This is a genomic window from Bacillus cereus group sp. MG9, assembly GCF_040459995.1.
Classification (GTDB): Bacteria; Bacillota; Bacilli; order Bacillales; family Bacillaceae_G; genus Bacillus_A; species Bacillus_A mycoides.
The window spans coordinates 1,493,088-1,510,883 of the sequence record NZ_JARVHC010000001.1 but is presented as its reverse complement, the minus strand read 5'-3'; the positions used below and the strand labels follow the sequence as shown (position 1 = coordinate 1,510,883).

Genomic DNA, 17,796 nt, shown 5'->3' with positions numbered 1-17,796 from the left:
TTTATGTTTTTAAAAGCAAAAAGAAGAGTTTCCAAAAAGGAAACTCTTCTTCCCTGTTAATATGTAAGGATTATTTAACCGCATCTTTTAACGCTTTACCAGGTTTGAATGCAGGTACTTTACTTGCAGCGATTTCAATCTCCTCACCTGTTTGTGGGTTACGACCTTTACGAGCCGCACGCTCACGAACTTCGAAGTTACCGAATCCGATTAGTTGTACTTTATCACCTTGTTTTAAAGCTTCTAAGATAGAATCAAAAACAGCGTCCACTGCTTTTGTTGCGTCCTTTTTAGAAAGGGAACTTGCTTCTGCAACAGCATTGATTAAATCTGTCTTGTTCATGCCATTCACCTCCTCCCAAAGATAAGACTGTATAATGATCATAAAATGAGTCTTACTTTCATTTGTAGGCAATTTTTACAAATTCTATACTACAAAGATGTAGATAAATCATTATCAACGCCTATATTATACGATTCTCCTTTATAATTCAATATTTTTAAGGAAATTGTTACTCTAAAAATGTGAAATTCTGATGAAACTTGACAATTTACAACAAAATATTAGATAATGACTGTTTATTTTTCTATTACGTACTCAAAAAGAAAAAAATCCCTCTGCAATTAGAGGGATTTTTTTCTTATAATATAATCGCAATTAATCCGCCAGATCCTTCATTAATAATTCTTTCTAGCGTTTCTTTTAATTTATAACGAGCGTTTTCTGGCATTAGAGATAACTTCGCTTGAATTCCTTCTCTAACAATAGAGCTAAGAGAGCGCCCAAATATATCAGAATTCCAAATTGATAGCGGGTCATCTTCAAAATCTTGCATCAAGTAACGAACTAGTTCTTCACTTTGTTTTTCAGTACCGATAATTGGTTCAAATGTTGATTCTACATCCACTTTAATCATATGAATAGACGGCGCAACCGCTTTTAATTTAACACCGAACCTTGAGCCGTGACGAATAATTTCCGGTTCATCTAAGCTCATATCAGCTAATGCAGGCGCTGCTACTCCATATCCGGTTTGTTTTACCATCCGCAAGGCATCCGCCACTTGGTCATATTCTGTTTTCGCATGAGATAAATCGAGCATAAGCTTTAATAAATGATCTTTCCCTCGAATCTCTACTCCTACTACTTCTTTTAAAATTTGATCATACAATTCATCTGGCGCATATAAATCAATCTCTGCCACACCTTGCCCCATATCGATGCCAGCTAGACTCGCTCGATCAATAAATTCATATTGACTAAACTGCCAAACGACACGGTCCACATCACGAAGACGTTTTATATCCTTTACAGTCTCTTGAACCGCTTCCTGATAACTTTGGCGTAACCAATGCCCTTCATTTAGTACCATTACCCAGCTCGGAAGGTTTACATTCACTTCTAAAACCGGGAACTCGAATAATGCTTCTCGCAGTACGTTATACACATCTGTTTCTCTTAAACTCTCTACACTCATCGCAATTACTGGGATATCATATTCTTCTGATAAACTTTGACGTAACTGCTCCGTATCTGGATGGTATGGCTGTACAGTATTGATAATCATAATGAAAGGCTTTCCTACTTCTTTTAACTCATTTACAACGCGTTCTTCTGCCTCTATATAATCTCTTCTTGGAATTTCACCAATTGTTCCATCTGTTGTAATAACGACACCAATTGTTGAATGCTCTTGAATTACTTTACGTGTTCCGATTTCTGCAGCTTCATGGAATGGAATAGGCTCTTCATACCAAGGAGTATTAATCATGCGCGGACCATTCTCATCTTCATAGCCTTTTGCTCCTGGAACCGTATATCCAACACAATCTACTAATCGAATATTCACTTCAAGACCTTCATCTACTTCGATAGAAACCGCTTGGTTTGGAACAAACTTCGGTTCCGTCGTCATTATTGTACGACCAGCAGCACTTTGAGGCAGTTCATCCTGCGCTCTTTGACGGTCTGACTCATTTTCAATATTGGGAATAACAACAAGTTCCATAAATTTTTTAATAAATGTTGATTTCCCTGTTCGAACAGCTCCTACAACTCCAAAATAAATATCACCGCCTGTGCGTTCCGCAATATCTTTAAAAATATCTACCTTTTCCAAGTGATTCCCTCCCTCAATATTTTTGGGAATAATTCCACGTTTATAGTCAACTAATACCTTCTCTAATGTTGCCTATAATATCTGATATAATATAATGGTATTCTAGAAGTTCGGACAATATATCATATAATTTTGTCCAATTTCATATGACTATTTAAAAATACCTTTTGTTTGCATCGCAAGTTGTATAACATAAAAAACCTTTCTTCTAGAACTTATTCACTAAAAGAAAGGTTCATGACTTATGATTTTAAAAAAATTGGTTCTCCATTTTTTACTGTGTACGGCAAAGAATATGCAGGAACAAACGGGGAATCCTTCGATAGTATACTCCGGATATCTTCACCTTCTTTAAATTGTCCTTCATTTTTTTTCAACGCTTCATATAAGTCGATTCTATAATCAACAAACAATTCTCCTTTTTCATTAATTACAAGAGGGAGACCTTTTCCTGAGTACGGACTTGTCACTTGTGGTACATCTTTATATCCTAGTTTTTTGAAGTCTAATTCATAAACACCATCTGTGATCACTTTTTTAAAAGGTGGATATTGATGTTCATCACGATACATTCTTAGCTTCAATGCCACTTCTTGAATTTGTTCCGCCATTCTCACATCAATTAACTTTACTGTCGGATTTTTTTCAACATCTATTAATACATATTGATATACTCCACCACTTTCATACGCATTCCCTGGTGCCTCTTGTATGTACCTTGGAGCAATTTTTTGAAAATCAATTGGATACTTCTGATAAATCGGCGTACTCATATCACGCGTCTTAATTGGTAATAAACCATCCGTTTGCTCCTTATATGTATTAATGGCTTTTTGTACAACTTGCAACTGGTCTTCATAAGGAATAGCACTTTGTTTCATATTTTCTCTTGGATACATACACCCTGTTAAAATGCTCATACAACAAAATATTAAAATAATATGGATTTTTTTCACTGACAATCACCTTTTCATGCTAGTATGGACTGTTGCTTTTGTAACATTTACCGACTACACATCCTTTATTGCTCAATAGGGCCACTAAATACAACAAGGAAAATAACAATTCCCGATACAATCATGAGGGTGTACGCTACTAAAGCTGTAATCCCTTTCAAAAATTTATTCTTCATTTTATGCCTACTCAATAAAATAAAACTTACTGCAAGAAACATAAATCCAATTGCCCCTAAAGCAAACCACATTTTCATAAGCCCTTCCGACATATATACACCCCTTTACTTTCAATCTATTTTTATACTATTTTAACAAATTAAAATCTTTAAACAAATAAAAATCATCATTTTTCCGTGAATTGATGATTTTTATTTAAAATAATAAAACCGAAGCACGAAATAATGCGCTTCGGTTGACCAAATATGCCCTTAACAGCTCTATTCCCATTCTTTCATAACTATCATATGCATTCTCTAAACTCTTTGTTTCTCATAATTTATTTTTTAAACATTTTACTTAACGAACCAAAATCCGCCGGCATATTATTGTTAATAATCGCTTTTACAATTTGATCCTCTTGCTCTTTCGGCACTTCGCGTCCTGCCATTAGAGCAACTTGATGAATCAATTGGCGAAGCACTGTCTCATCACGTAAGTTCGCATTTTGAACAGACGACGCTAATTTAAAAATATCTTCTTTGTTCACTTTCGCTTCTTTTTCAATGTTATTAAAAATGTTGTTATCCATTCTTTTCACCCTCTCCTCAAGTTACTCTTCATCCTATGCAGAGATGAAAAATTGGTGAAAAGACCCATAAAAAATAAAAAACGGTAGAAGTACGAAATGTACTTCTACCGCTTTCTTTATAACAAATCAGGTATCGCTTCAACTTCATGTTTTCGAACACGTCCCATCAATGAGCCTACTGCATCTTTCACATTATTCCCATTGAACAGCACGTCATATAAAGCAGCTGTAATCGGCATTTCAACTTCCATTTTCTCTGCCAATTCATGAGCAGCTTTCGTTGTTCTTACACCTTCTACAACCATACCCATACTTTCTAGCACTTCTTCTAAAGAGTGCCCTTTTCCAAGCATATTTCCAGCGCGCCAATTTCGGCTATGCACACTTGTACAAGTTACAATTAAGTCTCCCATACCAGTTAGACCAGCAAACGTTAACGGATTTCCGCCCATTTTTCTTCCTAAACGAGCAATCTCTGTTAAACCACGTGTCATTAATGCCGCTTTCGCATTATCACCTAATCCAAGCCCGTCAGATATCCCCGCAGCTAGTGCAATAATATTTTTTAAAGCACCACCAAGTTCAACTCCAACGATATCTGGGTTTGTATATACACGGAAATAGCTATTCATAAACAAATCTTGTACTCCCTCAGCCGCTTCCATGCGCTTTGCTGCAGACGTAACAGTTGTCGCTTGACGCAATCCAACTTCTTCAGCGTGACTCGGCCCAGATAGTACAACAACATCCTTAATCAAGCTCTCTGGAATTTCTTCCTCAATCACTTCCGAAATACGTTTTGACGTACCTGGTTCGATTCCTTTACTTGCATGAATCCAAGTAATTGGCTCTGTAACAATTTCTTTCATCTCTTGCAATACGTCTCGGTACGCTTTCGTCGGTACTACTAGCAGTACTGTATTTACATCTACTAATGCTTCTTCTAAAGAAGAATAGGCTACGATTGTGCTTGGCAATGTAATCCCTGGAAGATATCTACTGTTCTCACGCTTCGTATTAATTTCATTCATGAGTTCAGGACGGTTTCCCCAAATACGTACATCATGCCCATTGTCAGCTAATACCATCGCTAACGCTGTTCCCCAGCTACCTGCTCCTATTACTGTGATTTTTGTCATAAAATCACATCCTCTCCATTAGTCTCTTGCTCTAGCGATAATGTGAATCGGCGTTCCTACAAAACCGAACGCTTCACGTAAACGGTTCTTTAAGAAGCGCTCATATGAAAAGTGCATTAATTCTGTATCGTTTACAAATATAACAAATGTTGGTGGTTTTACCGCAACCTGTGTCGCATAGAAGATTTTCAGACGGCTACCATTATGTGTCGGCGTTGGATTCATCGCTACCGCATCCATAATTACATCATTTAATACATTCGTTTGTACACGGATGCTATGGCTTTCATTTACCTCATTGATAACCGGTAATAACGTTTGTGTACGCTTTTTCGTTTTCGCAGATAAGAATACAATCGGTGCATACTCTAAAAATTGGAAATGAGCACGGATGTTTTCTTCAAATGCTTTCATTGTTTTTTCATCTTTTTTCACTGCATCCCATTTGTTTACAACGATAATAACAGCTCGTCCTGAATCATGAGCATATCCAGCGATTTTTTTATCTTGCTCAATAATTCCTTCTTCTCCGTCTAAAACGACTAAAACAACGTCAGAACGTTCAATCGCTCTAAGTGCACGAAGTACACTATACTTTTCTGTACTTTCGTATACTTTCCCTTTTTTACGCATACCAGCTGTATCGATGATTACATAATCTTGATCATCTTTACTATATGGTGTATCAACAGCATCACGTGTCGTTCCCGCTATATTACTTACAATTACACGTTCTTGACCAAGAAGTGCATTTACAAGTGATGATTTCCCTACGTTTGGACGTCCAATTAAAGAGAAACGGATTGTTTCATCGTCATACGCTTCTTCTTCAATCTTTGGAAAATGATTTGCAGCTTCATCTAACAAATCACCAAGTCCTAAACCGTGTGTACCTGAAATCGGGAATGGCTCGCCAAATCCTAATGCATAAAAATCATAAATATCACTACGCATGTCTGGATTATCAACCTTATTTACCGCAAGTACAATTGGTTTTTTAGAACGGTATAAAATTTTAGCAACTTCTTCATCTGCTGCAGTTACACCATCGCGACCATTCGTCATAAAAATGATAACATCTGCTTCATCAATCGCTACTTCCGCCTGTTGACGAATTTGTGTCAAGAACGGCTCGTCTCCAATATCAATTCCACCTGTATCAATAATGTTAAACTCATGATTTAACCATTCTCCCGCACTATAAATACGGTCTCGCGTTATACCTGGTATATCTTCTACGATTGAAACTCTTTCTCCAACAATTCTATTGAAAATAGTAGATTTCCCTACGTTCGGGCGGCCTACTATCGCTATTACTGGTTTCGGCATATACTTTCATCCTTTCAACTTGCTTCTGTTTATTATGTAAAAAACCCTTCTTTGTGCAAGAAGGGATTTGCATTCCAGAATATTTCTCAACGTATCAAAACACCTCACATTATACCACACGTTACTAATGTTTCACAATAATATATACATTATCTTGTAAGCGATGTGCAATACCATCTAAAATAGCCTCTAAATTATTTGCAACAAATTCCAGTTCCTCTGTCGACTCGCAAATAAATAAAGGGGCACCACCTGCAAATTTCTCTGGCGTTGTTGTAATGACTGCGAGAATAACACTTTCTAACATCATCTCTTATCTCCCCTTCCTTTCGGAGCTTCTGATGACATATGAACAGCACTCTCTAATGTTGGTACATTTCCGATTACCCCTATCGCTTTTTCTGCATCTTGATCTTGCGGCAGAACAAAAATCCCAACTCTCCCATCCTCTAAATCACGCTTCGCTAACGGTACAAGTGCCGGCGTTCCAGAATCTCTATATATTCCTAAAGCAACCGAAACATCATGTAAAATAGCTTGCCGTTGTCCTAAGTTTGAGATTGTAACCATCGCATCTATCGATTTCGGTTTTAAAATAAATCCCATTCCATATTTCATAATTTCTTCTTGCCTTGCTGGCAATCCAATATTCATAATGTAAATATTATCAATATAAAGTCCCGCTCCTTCAAAACGAAGTGGAACGTGCTCTATTTCTACAAGGTCATGAAGTCTTTTACCTGACATTAATTTTTTCGCAATGAAAAAACTTACTATACCAGTAATTACCCCGGCAATCCATGAATCGAATCCTATATACGCAAACGTTGTTACAAACGACGTTAACATCGCCAAGTAGTTACGACTTTCAAATACTAATGCAATTCCTTCAATGTATGTATTACCACGTGGTACGAGCTCATATCCATCTAATTGTTGAAGCGTATTTCTTTCCATATTGCGCACATCACGAAATTGCGTCGCTGCTAACGTAAGAAATGTAATTGCAGAGAAATCTTTTTTCAAAACAGACGGAATCGCAATTGCTCCTAAGGCAGCCGCAATTAATCCCATCGCGATATGAATAATTTTCCCGTGAAGCCTCGTCGGATATTGCCTCGTATCGGTACGAAGCATTAACAACCTAGTTATTGTACCTGCAATTACGCCACATAAAATAGCTGGTGTATATTCAGTCATGTATTACCCTCGCCTTTCTTTTACGTGTTTTCCTCTTAAATTGTTCCATATATACCGATGCCTTTGTAATCCAAAGTAAAATCGCCATAAATAAAGTGGAAACAGCAGCAACATCTAAAAAAGCTAAACTGCCGTATTCATAAGGAAAATGTAATTTACGAAAAATCAGCGTCACCAATAATTCTCCTTGTAACATCCCTATATATAAGGAGCATAATCGTAATATGCGATCCCCGTGCAATAAAACCGATGCATACACAAGTGCACCACTTAACAGCAACAACCTATCAACCACAATCCAAATTGGATCATATACTTCTAACAAATGAAAGCTTGTATATAACATTGCAATAATAAGTGCCGAAAGTAAGGTATATAATTTTTTCCAAATAGAATATAACGCGATACCTACAAAAGAAATAATACAAAGCAAAAGGGCATTTACCGATATCGTGAAAGAAGCAATCGTCACATTTAACGGAGAACAAATAATAAAAATTAATATACAAGCACTTATCTTCCAACGAATAGATTCCTTTTTCATAAAAAAGGTCACGACAATCCACCCTATCCAAGCAACAAAATAAAAAGTACTCCCATCCATCATTTCACCTCCTATGATTTCCATTATGGGAACTTTTTATGAAAGTTAATCCTCCTTTTCTTTGTGCATAGTTTTTCTCATAACAGCAAAACTTTTAATAAGGAGGTGTAACTCACAATGGGTAAAGATCGCCAAGAACGAAAGCTAAGAGAATCACGCCGCGTTGAATCTGATCGCGACCAATCACTTCAATATCCCGGTGCAACAAGTCTTGATACACCGGAACAAGCTCGAAAGCAGAATCAGCATTAAATAAAGTGAAACCTCAGTGGGGGGGTATCCATCCCCACTGATTATTAGCTCACACCAATCAAGTTGCCCTCAAATAGGCAATACAAAAAGACGGTTTCGATATTGTACGAAACCGTCTTTTCACACAATTATTTTATTTATTTCTACTCGTAATATAATTCTTTTGTTTTCGCATTATAAACCCTATCACTCAACGAGGCATCAATCGTAACTACACCTGTTGGTTTTTTAGAATATGTAATAACATAATACGTATGTAGAGAAGGATTTTTACTCTTTACCTCTACACGTACATAATCTGTCTCTCCTATCTCATTTAACTTTCGCTCAACCTCTTTTTTCGCACCTACAATATCTTCTTTTTCTCCTTTAATTTCCCTACTCACAATGGTATATCCTTGATCAGAAAGTAATACTACTTCAGCATTACTTAAACTCACTTCATTTGGTATATTAAAATAATAATTTGCATACGAATCTTCCGATGGATTTTTGTCTTCTCCTAATTCCCTTGGCAAAATTAGTGCTTCTATTCCACTTCCTGCATTCACCGTTGGATTCCTATACAATTTATTCCCGACTGCGATTGTAATATTCGCCGTTTTAATTGCTGATTGTGCTGTTGTTGAACTAGAATCTCCTTCTCTTACATTTGAAGTTAATGAAATTTCAACCTTTTTATTATATCCAGAAACCGCTGTATCTTCTCTTATATTTCGTGCATGGATGTTAACATCTTCACTATTATATGTAATGCGTCCTATTGTATTTTTACTATTTGAAGATACATTATCTCCTTTTTTATTAACATCCTCATCCCCTAAATTATCGTAAATTTTTCCTTGTTTCTTTTGACTCTTAAATAGCAATCTCTTATCTTGTTTTATCGCTAACCAGCTATATAGAGAAGAATACTTTCTTACTTTTACCATGTTTTTCCGCACGATATTTATATATACTTTTATTATAATTTAAATTCTCTCTTTTTTCCATTTATAGAATTATATAGAATGATAACTTCTCGCCCTCCCTCTTCATTTTACGAAAATAAAACGCAAAAAAATCAACCGGATGGTTGATTTTTTATCGCCTACTATAATGTGCAGTGTCAATCCCTCGCTGCGCTAACCAATGGTACGTTTCACCTTTTACAACAAGAGGTACAGATTGTAACTCTTCTATCGTCTTCACGCCAAGAGCTGTCATAATAAATTTTAAATCTGTATGTAAAAGATCAATTTCATCCACTAAATCCTCAACACCATCTTGCATTAAAATACGTAAAAAGTATCCAGCAAACGCAGTTGTATTCGCCCCTAATGCGATTGCCTTCGCCACGTCAAGTGCTGTTTGTATACCCCCAGATGCAATAAAAGAGAGGTTATTATTTGTAGAGGTTGCTTCAATAATCGAGGTAGCTGTTTGTATGCCCCAGTTATTAAAATAAGAAAGCATTCGCTGTCTTCTTTCATTTTCAACAGCAGCAAAATTCGTACCACCTTGTCCGCCAATATCAATTGCTGTTATACCTATATTCGCTAACTGTTGTACTGTTTCCTTACTCATTCCAAAACCGACTTCTTTTACGATGACAGGTACTTTACTTTTTAAAACTATTTTCTCAATCCGCTGAAGTACACCAGTAAAATCACGGTCTCCTTCTGGCATCGTTAACTCCTGTATGACATTTAAATGAATTTGCAGTGCATTCGCTTCAATCATATCAACGGCACGCTCTGCCTGTTCGACAGTTGCCTCACTTCCTAAGTTTGCGAAAAAAATCCCATTCGGATTTACTTTCCTAACAACTTTATACGAAGCCGCTTCACTTTCATCTTTTAAAGCTGCCATTTGCGAACCTACAGCCATAGCAAGGTTATGATGTTTCGCTACATATGCTAATTGCTCATTAATATGTAATGTTTGCTCTCCTCCACCACCAGTCATCGCATTGATAAAAATCGGCGAACTTAGTGAAAGTTCGCCGATTTTTGTTTCACATGTTATAGTGTCATAACTTGAATTTGGCAAGCTTTGATGCACAAAATCAATATCATGAAAGCCATGCGTACGAGACTGACCAGTAGAAAGAGCATATTCAATATGATCTAATTTACGTTTTGCCCTTACCACTTGTACCCCTCTTTATTTCTTTAATTTTTTCAGTTGTTCACCAATAATATCACTTAACTGGAAAGTAGCCGAATCAGCATTTGGCTCATATTGGCTATAATCTTCTGTTACATTATTTTCTTCAAGCGTTTCTTTTATGCTTAAAGAAATACGTTTTTCTGCTACATGGACTTCAAGTACTTTCACTTTTACTTCTTGTCCCATTTCCAATACTTCATTTGGATTTTTCACGTGACGATTTGCAATTTGAGATACATGTACAAGCCCTTCAACACCAGGTAAAATTTCAACAAATGCACCGAATGTAACAAGGCGTTTTACTACTCCCTCACGAATATCTCCAGCTTTTATTTCGCCAGCAACATTTTCCCAAGGTCCTGGCTGAGCTGCTTTAATTGATAAAGAAATACGTTGCGTATCAGCATCAACAGATAACACTTTTACCTTTACCTTTTGACCTTGCTCTAATACCTCAGAAGGTTGCTCTACACGTTCGTGTGAAATTTGTGAAATGTGAACTAAACCGTCCACACCACCAACGTTAACGAAAGCACCAAAATCCGTTAATCGTTGTACTGTTCCTTCAACAATATCCCCTTCTTTTAACGAAGAGATTGCTTCTTTTTTCTTAGAATCTAGTTCTAGTTCTACTACCGCTTTATGTGAAAGAATAACACGATTTTTTTCACGGTCTAATTCAACAATTTTCACCGCTAATGTTTTTCCTTTATAGTCAGCAAAGTCTTCTACATAATGTACTTCTACAAGTGAAGCTGGGATAAAACCACGAACACCAAGGTCCACAACTAACCCACCATTCACGATATCTTTTACAATAACATCAAATACATGACCAGAATTAAATTTTTCTTGTAATTCTACCCACGCTTTTTCTGCGTCAACAGCTCTCTTAGATAAAACAAGATCATCATCTTCTAATTTAATAATTTTCAATTCAAGTGTTTGATCTAATTCTACAACATCGCTTGCTTTTTCAATATGAACGTTAGCTAATTCACTAATCGGAATTACGCCATCTGTTTTGTATCCAACATTTACAAGAACTTGTTTCTCTTCAACTTTCGTTACAGAACCTGTAACAACGTCACCAACTTGTAATTCTTTTGAATTCATAACTTCTTCATTCATTTTCTCTACCATGGAAATACCTCCCTACAGAATTGACAAAGCATTTTTATGTATATACGAAATGAAAACAAATGTTTTCATTTGCATGTTTAAGAATTTATCATCACATATTCTGTTTCAATACAGTTCACAAGAAACTATATTAAATCTATATAAATAGTATACAGCAAAATCATCTTGAAGAAAGTATGATTTGAAATATAATAGCGAATATATTCTGACAGTTTTTTTCCTCTGTAACTAACTTCTTACAAATTAGCCCATTTGTCAAGAAAAGAGACTTATAATTCACTTATCCTTTACAATTCAAAAAAAAAAGAAAGAGGATAGTCCTCTTTCTTTATTTCGCAAATACTCCTGAAACAATACCCATAATTTTTTGGACAACTTCTTCAATTGATAAAGAAGTTGTATCTAATTCCAATGCATCATCAGCTTTTTTCAAAGGAGAAACTTCGCGTTCTGAATCTAATTTATCACGCCTAGCAATTTCTTCTCTTAACTGCTCTAAATTAGAATCGAAACCTTTATTCATATTTTCTAAATGTCTTCTTTCCGCTCTTTCTTCTACAGAAGCAAGCATAAAGATTTTCACTTCAGCATCCGGTAGTACATGTGTACCAATATCACGGCCATCCATTACTACGCCGCCTTTTTTAGCTAATCCTTGTTGACGACGTACCATTTCTTCACGAACAAGACGATGCTTCGCTACAATAGATACACGATTCGTCACATCTGGCGTACGAATCACTTCAGAAACATCTTGTCCATTTAAAAATACAAGTTGTGTATTTTCCCCTTGCTGAAATTCAATATTTACATTTTTTACAACTTCCATTAACTTTTCTTCATTTTCAATATCCACTTTTTGTTCAAGGGCTGCATATGTAATAGTACGGTACATTGCGCCTGTATCAATGTAAACATATGAAAGTTTTTTTGCAACAACTTTTGCCACTGTACTTTTCCCAGCAGCCGCTGGACCATCTATAGCAATCGAAATTCGTTTATCCATTGTAACACCTCATTTTTCACTTATAAAACAAAACGAAAAGCAGGTATTTTCCCCCTGCTTCTTCTCATTTGCCTCACGTCATTAAATCCTCAATAATTGTAGCATAATCCATCATAGAAGAAAATGAAAACTACTTATTCACCTGTAAGATTTCCGCCTTATTTTTCGTGACGACACCTTCGTAATAAACAATTTTCGATAAATATTTCACTGAAGATTTATGTATAAAAAGCAGTTGGACGACAGAAAGAAAAATAAATTGAATCAGTAATATACGAATTATAATTTTCTCCACTTTTTTCAAAAAAACTCACTCCTTCCCTCTCTACACTTACACATCCACTCTCATAAATTTCCATAAACAAAACCTAACCTAATAACCACTTACCGGAGCACACTTAAAGTAATTTATTTTATTGTCATTTTCTAAGCATACTTTTATACATTTTCATTGTCGAATTTACTCAAAACATGTTATGTTCTAAATGTATTTTTCAACTTGAAAGGGGTATAAGCATTGAAAAGAATCCTAGTTTTACACACAGGTGGAACAATTGCAATGGAGGAAGATAAAGAAACTGGGGTCGTACAACCAGGTAAAAAGAATCCTCTTTTAAAATTCATTCCTGATTTAGAAGGCGATGTTGATTTAATTGTCGAAGATGTGTTCCATCTTCCATCTCCTCACATGACTCCTAGCGAAATGCTACAATTGCAAGTCATCATTGACGAAAGAGTAAAACAAGACGATATTCACGGCGTAGTCATCACGCATGGTACCGATACATTAGAAGAGACAGCTTATTTTCTTGATTTAACAGTTCAAGCAACTATCCCAATCGTTGTGACAGGGGCAATGCGTTCTAGTAATGAATTAGGTGCCGATGGTCTATATAATTTCTTATCAGCTGTAAAAGTTGCTAGTAGTAATGAAGCTGCTGAAAAAGGTGTTCTAGTCGTATTAAATGACGAAATACATTGTGCTACAAATGTAACAAAAACGCACACAAGTAATGTCGCGACATTCCAAAGTCCACAGTACGGACCAATTGGCATGGTAACAAAACGTGGTGTTGTTTTCCATCATGCTTTAGTGCATCACGAAACATGCACAGTACGACAGATTTCTAAAAACGTTGTCGTTCTAAAAGCATACGCAGGTATGGATGATACATTATTATCAGCAATCGAAACACTACCAGTAGACGGAATTGTTATTGAAGCACTTGGACAAGGTAATTTACCTCCAAGAACACTTCCTAGTCTAAGGCGATTAATAGAAAAAGGCATTCCAATTGTATTAGTTTCACGCTGCTTTAACGGTATCGTTCAAGACGTATACTCTTATGAAGGTGGCGGAAAACAATTAAAAGATATGGGCATTGTTTTCACCTACGGTTTAAACGCTCAAAAGGCGCGAATTAAATTACTAGTCGCACTAGAAAACACAAACTCTCACGAAACAATCCAACATATGTTTATGCACGATTAAAAAAGAAGCTGTCGAAGATTTCGACAGCTTCTTTTTATTCTTCTCTTGATGCAATGGTTTGCGCAATCGCATCTCCATGGAATCTACCGTTCTCGATAAATATTTCATTTGCGTTATTCCCCGCAGCAATTACACCTGCAATAAAAATATTTTCAGCGTTTGTTTCCATACTACCCTCTATATAAATCGGGCGCCCTGTTTCTTCATCAATCCGAACTCCCATTTTTGTTAAGAAGCTGTGGTCTGGATGGTAACCCGTCATAGCAAATACAAAATCGTTTTGAATTGTATTTGCCTCACCATCTACTGTATACGTCAACGTATGCTCAGTAATTTCTTTTACATGCGCATGGAAATGCATTTGAATTGTCCCATTTCGTACTAACGCCTCAAATTCCGGCAAAATCCACGGCTTAATACTTGGCGAGTATTCCCCACCACGGTATAGAACTGTTACACGTGCACCCGATTTAACAAGCTCTAACGCTGCATCTATACTTGAATTTTTACCACCTATTACAACGACATCTCGATCAAAATAAGGGTGTCCTTCTTTGAAATAATGAGCTACTTTCTCAAGTTTCTCACCAGGTACATTCATATAATTCGGATTATCATAATATCCAGTTGCGACAACAATATATTTCGCAACATATATTTCTTTGTTTCCGTCACGCTTCGTCGTTTCAACTTTAAAAACATCACCATCTTTTTGAACTTGTTCCACTCGTTCAAATGCATTTACACGTATAGATTTACGCTTTACTACTTCACGATAATACGCAAGCGCCTGATTACGAAATGGCTTACGATTTTCTGTAATAAAAGCAACTTCACCAATTTCTAATTTTTCACTAGAGGAGAAAAATGTTTGATGAGTTGGATAATTATAAATTGCATTTACAATGTTTCCTTTTTCGATTACTAACGGATTTAACCCCACTTTTTGCAACGAAATCGCCGCTGCTAATCCGCATGGACCGCCTCCGATAATAACAACTGTTTCTTTTTGCATACTTAGTTCACTCCTAGTCTTCTACCTCTGCTCTATTTATATAAACAAGAAAAAACCTACTTACAGCAGTAGGCATCTATCTTTATTGTATTCATTTTTCATATATTTGTCATCTAAACGAAACATACATCCGATAGACATCTGCTAAAAACTGCTGAAATTTAATTCCTTGTTGCCCTAATACATTCTCAGGATCGATTTTCCGAGTAGGATCCAACGTTTTGTGTGACACAATAGCCTTTTTAGGATTTAAACCGAAATTTTGACATAAATAAGCGTGATACCACGTAAAACGAGTATACGCCTCCCAAAAGTTTACGTCGCCACCATAGCAAAGTTCAACCCCAATTGCAGCCTTATTCGCATCATAACCGAATAACTCATTATCCGTTGGCACATTGTATCGAACATGGTACGCAACTTCATTTATAGGGACAATTTCTAATATTGTTTTATCATCAATAAATGTATGCGCTGAAGCTTTCGGTTGTATTTCATTAAAGTAATCCCGATTTCCTATCGCATTGCTACCAGGGTTCCCCGTGTCATGACTTACAATAAATCTTACTTTTGAAAGAGGAATTCCTGGTCGTGAATTTCCATACCCAATATAGTTACGCTCTATAGGGAACATCGCCATTACTACCAACTCCCGCTCTAAAAAATTACCTTACTTCCTTATATATGTATTCGGTGGCAATGTCCTTATGGCATATTTCTTATGCGAAGAGAACATCGAAAATATTTGATGTGAATACCATAAATAATACAATACTTACAGCCACTCCGTAAAAACCGTAAAACCAAATACAATCTTCTTTCGTATCTAAACCGAAAAATTTATTTACCGATTGTAATAATGTGCCACGCTTGCTTTGTTTGTTTCGTAATACTTCCACTCGTTCTACAACATCTGCTGGCATCATAAATCTTTGGTCTACTGTCATTTTCATCATTTATCTCTCCTTAAAATCATTTCCGTTTTGCTTATCTAAGGAAAGTATAGCACGTTTGTTCGTGTAGAACAAGCGTTCTTTTTTATTTTTTATTCTATTTTTCACCAAACCAAGTAATAATTGTGAATATAAACGCGATAATTGGTCCAACTACAACTGCACCAAATATTAAAAATAATAATCCTTCGCCGAACACCCGAACGACACTTGTTTTTCGGGCTCTTAGCTCTTGCAAGTTCACCCTCTAACACCTTAACCTTTTCTTCTAATTGGTCTACTCGTTCCATTATTTCATTCCCCATATACAACACCTCATTTAATACTTCAACAAAAAAACGCGATTCCCTCGAAAGGAAATCACGTTTTCTCAAAACATTATATATTATACCCAACCTCTGAAGCGACTAGCCTCAGCCATTTTACGAACACCAATCATGTATGCAGCTAAGCGCATGTTCACTTTACGAACTTGTGATGTTTCATAAATTGAATCGAATGATTTTACCATTACTTTTTCTAAACGTTGTTCTACTTCTTCTTCAGTCCAGTAGTAACCTTGGTTATTTTGTACCCACTCAAAGTAAGATACCGTAACGCCACCAGCACTTGCTAATACGTCTGGAACAAGTAAGATACCACGATCTGTTAAGATTTTTGTTGCTTCTAATGTAGTTGGACCATTTGCAGCTTCAACCACAATTTTCGCTTTAATCTTATCAGCATTTTCTTCTGTAATTTGGTTCTCAATTGCAGCAGGAACTAAAATGTCGCAATCAAGTTCTAACAGTTCTGTATTTGAAATTGTATTATTAAATAGTTTTGTTACAGTACCAAAGCTATCGCGACGATCTAGTAAGTAGTCAATATCTAATCCATTCGGATCATGTAATGCACCGTAAGCATCTGAAATTGCAATTACTTTCGCGCCTGCATCATGCATAAATTTAGCTAAGAAGCTACCCGCATTACCAAATCCTTGAACAACAACGCGTGCACCTTTAATATCAATGTCACGTTTTTTCGCAGCTTCACGAATACAAATTGTTACACCTTTTGCAGTCGCTGTTTCACGTCCGTGTGATCCACCTAATACAAGTGGTTTACCTGTAATAAATCCTGGTGAATTAAATTCATCGATACGGCTATACTCATCCATCATCCATGCCATAATTTGTGAGTTTGTAAATACATCTGGAGCCGGAATATCTTTTGTCGGACCAACAATTTGGCTAATTGCTCGTACATAACCGCGGCTTAATCTTTCTAATTCACGGAAAGACATCTCACGTGGGTCACAAATGATTCCACCTTTACCTCCACCATATGGTAAATCAACAATACCACATTTTAAACTCATCCAAATAGAAAGTGCTTTCACTTCATTTTCTGTTACGTTTGGATGGAAGCGAATTCCACCTTTCGTTGGACCAACAGCATCATTATGTTGTGCACGATATCCTGTAAATATTTTAACAGTCCCGTCATCCATACGAACTGGAATTTTCACTGTCATCATACGAATTGGTTCTTTCAATAATTCATATACTTCGTTTGGATAACCCAATTTTTCTAATGCTTCATTAATTACAATTTGTGTTGAATTTAACAATTCAAAATGTTGTTCCCCTTGTTGTTGTGTTTTCGTTTGAGTTCCCTTTTCGGCTACCATAGTAAGTAAACCCCCT

The 17,796-nt window shown here is 36.2% G+C and carries 21 protein-coding genes and 1 pseudogene; 2 read left to right on the top strand and 20 right to left on the bottom strand.

The window, feature by feature from the left end:
* Positions 1-70: 70 nt before the first annotated feature.
* The 10 genes from QCI77_RS07780 to QCI77_RS07735 all read right to left on the bottom strand — a co-directional run bounded on the left by QCI77_RS07780 (position 71) and on the right by QCI77_RS07735 (position 8,096).
* Positions 71-343 (bottom strand): HU family DNA-binding protein, encoded by a 273-nt coding sequence (locus QCI77_RS07780; RefSeq protein WP_001043860.1) that lies wholly within the window; start codon positions 341-343, stop codon positions 71-73.
* 298 nt (positions 344-641) lie between these two features.
* Entirely contained in the window at positions 642-2,120 is a 1,479-nt protein-coding gene (gene spoIVA / locus QCI77_RS07775; protein WP_000416521.1) for a stage IV sporulation protein A, read from the bottom strand.
* 242 nt (positions 2,121-2,362) lie between these two features.
* Positions 2,363-3,076 (bottom strand): hypothetical protein, encoded by a 714-nt coding sequence (locus QCI77_RS07770; RefSeq protein ID WP_002126422.1) that lies wholly within the window; start codon positions 3,074-3,076, stop codon positions 2,363-2,365.
* A gap of 65 nt (positions 3,077-3,141) precedes the next feature.
* Entirely contained in the window at positions 3,142-3,345 is a 204-nt protein-coding gene (locus tag QCI77_RS07765) for a DUF2768 domain-containing protein (RefSeq protein ID WP_002011815.1), read from the bottom strand.
* A gap of 227 nt (positions 3,346-3,572) precedes the next feature.
* Positions 3,573-3,824, bottom strand: coding sequence for a stage VI sporulation protein F (locus QCI77_RS07760; RefSeq protein WP_000369753.1), 252 nt, complete (start codon positions 3,822-3,824; stop codon positions 3,573-3,575).
* 116 nt (positions 3,825-3,940) lie between these two features.
* A complete protein-coding gene (locus QCI77_RS07755) occupies positions 3,941-4,963 on the bottom strand; it encodes an NAD(P)H-dependent glycerol-3-phosphate dehydrogenase (protein WP_002011813.1) in 1,023 nt (340 codons plus the stop codon).
* An 18-nt stretch (positions 4,964-4,981) separates the two neighbouring features.
* Positions 4,982-6,292 (bottom strand): ribosome biogenesis GTPase Der, encoded by a 1,311-nt coding sequence (gene der, locus QCI77_RS07750; protein WP_002011811.1) that lies wholly within the window; start codon positions 6,290-6,292, stop codon positions 4,982-4,984.
* Positions 6,293-6,416: 124 nt separating this feature from the next.
* Entirely contained in the window at positions 6,417-6,602 is a 186-nt protein-coding gene (locus QCI77_RS07745) for a capping complex subunit for YIEGIA (RefSeq protein ID WP_002086624.1), read from the bottom strand.
* Complete coding sequence (locus tag QCI77_RS07740) at positions 6,599-7,492, bottom strand: YIEGIA family protein (protein WP_002086625.1); 894 nt, start codon at positions 7,490-7,492, stop codon at positions 6,599-6,601. The genes QCI77_RS07745 and QCI77_RS07740 overlap by 4 nt, the downstream gene beginning before the upstream one ends.
* A complete protein-coding gene (locus tag QCI77_RS07735) occupies positions 7,485-8,096 on the bottom strand; it encodes a YphA family membrane protein (RefSeq protein ID WP_002086626.1) in 612 nt (203 codons plus the stop codon). Before QCI77_RS07735 ends, QCI77_RS07740 begins: the two co-directional genes overlap by 8 nt.
* Before the next feature lie 117 nt (positions 8,097-8,213).
* Between QCI77_RS07735 and QCI77_RS07730 the strand changes: the two genes are divergently transcribed.
* Complete coding sequence (locus tag QCI77_RS07730) at positions 8,214-8,348, top strand: YpzI family protein (RefSeq protein WP_000513901.1); 135 nt, start codon at positions 8,214-8,216, stop codon at positions 8,346-8,348.
* Positions 8,349-8,491: 143 nt separating this feature from the next.
* On the opposite strand, the gene QCI77_RS07725 is transcribed toward QCI77_RS07730, so the two are convergent.
* The 5 genes from QCI77_RS07725 to QCI77_RS07705 form a co-directional block, all read right to left on the bottom strand.
* A complete protein-coding gene (locus QCI77_RS07725; RefSeq protein WP_353824716.1) occupies positions 8,492-9,280 on the bottom strand; it encodes a hypothetical protein in 789 nt (262 codons plus the stop codon).
* A 151-nt stretch (positions 9,281-9,431) separates the two neighbouring features.
* Positions 9,432-10,481 carry a type 2 isopentenyl-diphosphate Delta-isomerase gene (locus tag QCI77_RS07720; protein WP_353824715.1) on the bottom strand — a complete coding sequence of 350 codons (1,050 nt, stop codon included), beginning with the start codon at positions 10,479-10,481 and terminating at the stop codon, positions 9,432-9,434.
* Positions 10,482-10,493: 12 nt separating this feature from the next.
* Entirely contained in the window at positions 10,494-11,642 is a 1,149-nt protein-coding gene (gene rpsA / locus QCI77_RS07715) for a 30S ribosomal protein S1 (protein WP_002126412.1), read from the bottom strand.
* 328 nt (positions 11,643-11,970) lie between these two features.
* Entirely contained in the window at positions 11,971-12,648 is a 678-nt protein-coding gene (gene cmk, locus QCI77_RS07710; RefSeq protein ID WP_002011798.1) for a (d)CMP kinase, read from the bottom strand.
* 130 nt (positions 12,649-12,778) lie between these two features.
* Positions 12,779-12,952, bottom strand: a complete 174-nt coding sequence (locus QCI77_RS07705) for a DUF5359 family protein (RefSeq protein WP_002135263.1) — start codon at positions 12,950-12,952, stop codon at positions 12,779-12,781.
* 213 nt (positions 12,953-13,165) lie between these two features.
* Here QCI77_RS07705 and ansA point away from each other — a divergent pair, with 213 nt between their 5' ends.
* Entirely contained in the window at positions 13,166-14,140 is a 975-nt protein-coding gene (gene ansA, locus QCI77_RS07700) for an asparaginase (protein WP_088030883.1), read from the top strand.
* Between the two features lie 34 nt (positions 14,141-14,174).
* Here ansA and QCI77_RS07695 read toward each other — a convergent pair whose 3' ends face one another.
* The 5 genes and pseudogenes from QCI77_RS07695 to gudB form a co-directional block, all read right to left on the bottom strand.
* A complete protein-coding gene (locus QCI77_RS07695; RefSeq protein WP_113770081.1) occupies positions 14,175-15,155 on the bottom strand; it encodes a YpdA family putative bacillithiol disulfide reductase in 981 nt (326 codons plus the stop codon).
* Between the two features lie 109 nt (positions 15,156-15,264).
* Positions 15,265-15,795, bottom strand: coding sequence for a peptidoglycan recognition protein family protein (locus tag QCI77_RS07690; protein WP_002011791.1), 531 nt, complete (start codon positions 15,793-15,795; stop codon positions 15,265-15,267).
* 79 nt (positions 15,796-15,874) lie between these two features.
* Positions 15,875-16,111: a DUF3961 domain-containing protein gene (locus tag QCI77_RS07685; protein ID WP_002011789.1), complete on the bottom strand. Its 237-nt coding sequence runs from the start codon at positions 16,109-16,111 to the stop codon at positions 15,875-15,877.
* 94 nt (positions 16,112-16,205) lie between these two features.
* Positions 16,206-16,413, bottom strand: a pseudogene (locus tag QCI77_RS07680) (hypothetical protein).
* A gap of 80 nt (positions 16,414-16,493) precedes the next feature.
* Positions 16,494-17,780: an NAD-specific glutamate dehydrogenase gene (gene gudB, locus QCI77_RS07675; RefSeq protein ID WP_000225168.1), complete on the bottom strand. Its 1,287-nt coding sequence runs from the start codon at positions 17,778-17,780 to the stop codon at positions 16,494-16,496.
* Positions 17,781-17,796: the final 16 nt, after the last annotated feature.

Coding starts and splice junctions, on each gene's coding strand:
- QCI77_RS07735 (WP_002086626.1), bottom strand. CDS start 8,096: ATGGATGGGAGTACTTTTTATTTTGTTGCTTGGATAGGGTGGATTGTC.
- QCI77_RS07780 (WP_001043860.1), bottom strand. CDS start 343: ATGAACAAGACAGATTTAATCAATGCTGTTGCAGAAGCAAGTTCCCTT.
- QCI77_RS07725 (WP_353824716.1), bottom strand. CDS start 9,280: ATGGTAAAAGTAAGAAAGTATTCTTCTCTATATAGCTGGTTAGCGATA.
- QCI77_RS07690 (WP_002011791.1), bottom strand. CDS start 15,795: ATGGCGATGTTCCCTATAGAGCGTAACTATATTGGGTATGGAAATTCA.
- QCI77_RS07765 (WP_002011815.1), bottom strand. CDS start 3,345: ATGTCGGAAGGGCTTATGAAAATGTGGTTTGCTTTAGGGGCAATTGGA.
- rpsA (WP_002126412.1), bottom strand. CDS start 11,642: ATGGTAGAGAAAATGAATGAAGAAGTTATGAATTCAAAAGAATTACAA.
- QCI77_RS07740 (WP_002086625.1), bottom strand. CDS start 7,492: ATGACTGAATATACACCAGCTATTTTATGTGGCGTAATTGCAGGTACA.
- QCI77_RS07755 (WP_002011813.1), bottom strand. CDS start 4,963: ATGACAAAAATCACAGTAATAGGAGCAGGTAGCTGGGGAACAGCGTTA.
- der (WP_002011811.1), bottom strand. CDS start 6,292: ATGCCGAAACCAGTAATAGCGATAGTAGGCCGCCCGAACGTAGGGAAA.
- gudB (WP_000225168.1), bottom strand. CDS start 17,780: ATGGTAGCCGAAAAGGGAACTCAAACGAAAACACAACAACAAGGGGAA.
- QCI77_RS07695 (WP_113770081.1), bottom strand. CDS start 15,155: ATGCAAAAAGAAACAGTTGTTATTATCGGAGGCGGTCCATGCGGATTA.
- QCI77_RS07745 (WP_002086624.1), bottom strand. CDS start 6,602: ATGATGTTAGAAAGTGTTATTCTCGCAGTCATTACAACAACGCCAGAG.
- QCI77_RS07760 (WP_000369753.1), bottom strand. CDS start 3,824: ATGGATAACAACATTTTTAATAACATTGAAAAAGAAGCGAAAGTGAAC.
- QCI77_RS07730 (WP_000513901.1), top strand. CDS start 8,214: ATGGGTAAAGATCGCCAAGAACGAAAGCTAAGAGAATCACGCCGCGTT.
- cmk (WP_002011798.1), bottom strand. CDS start 12,648: ATGGATAAACGAATTTCGATTGCTATAGATGGTCCAGCGGCTGCTGGG.
- QCI77_RS07685 (WP_002011789.1), bottom strand. CDS start 16,111: ATGATGAAAATGACAGTAGACCAAAGATTTATGATGCCAGCAGATGTT.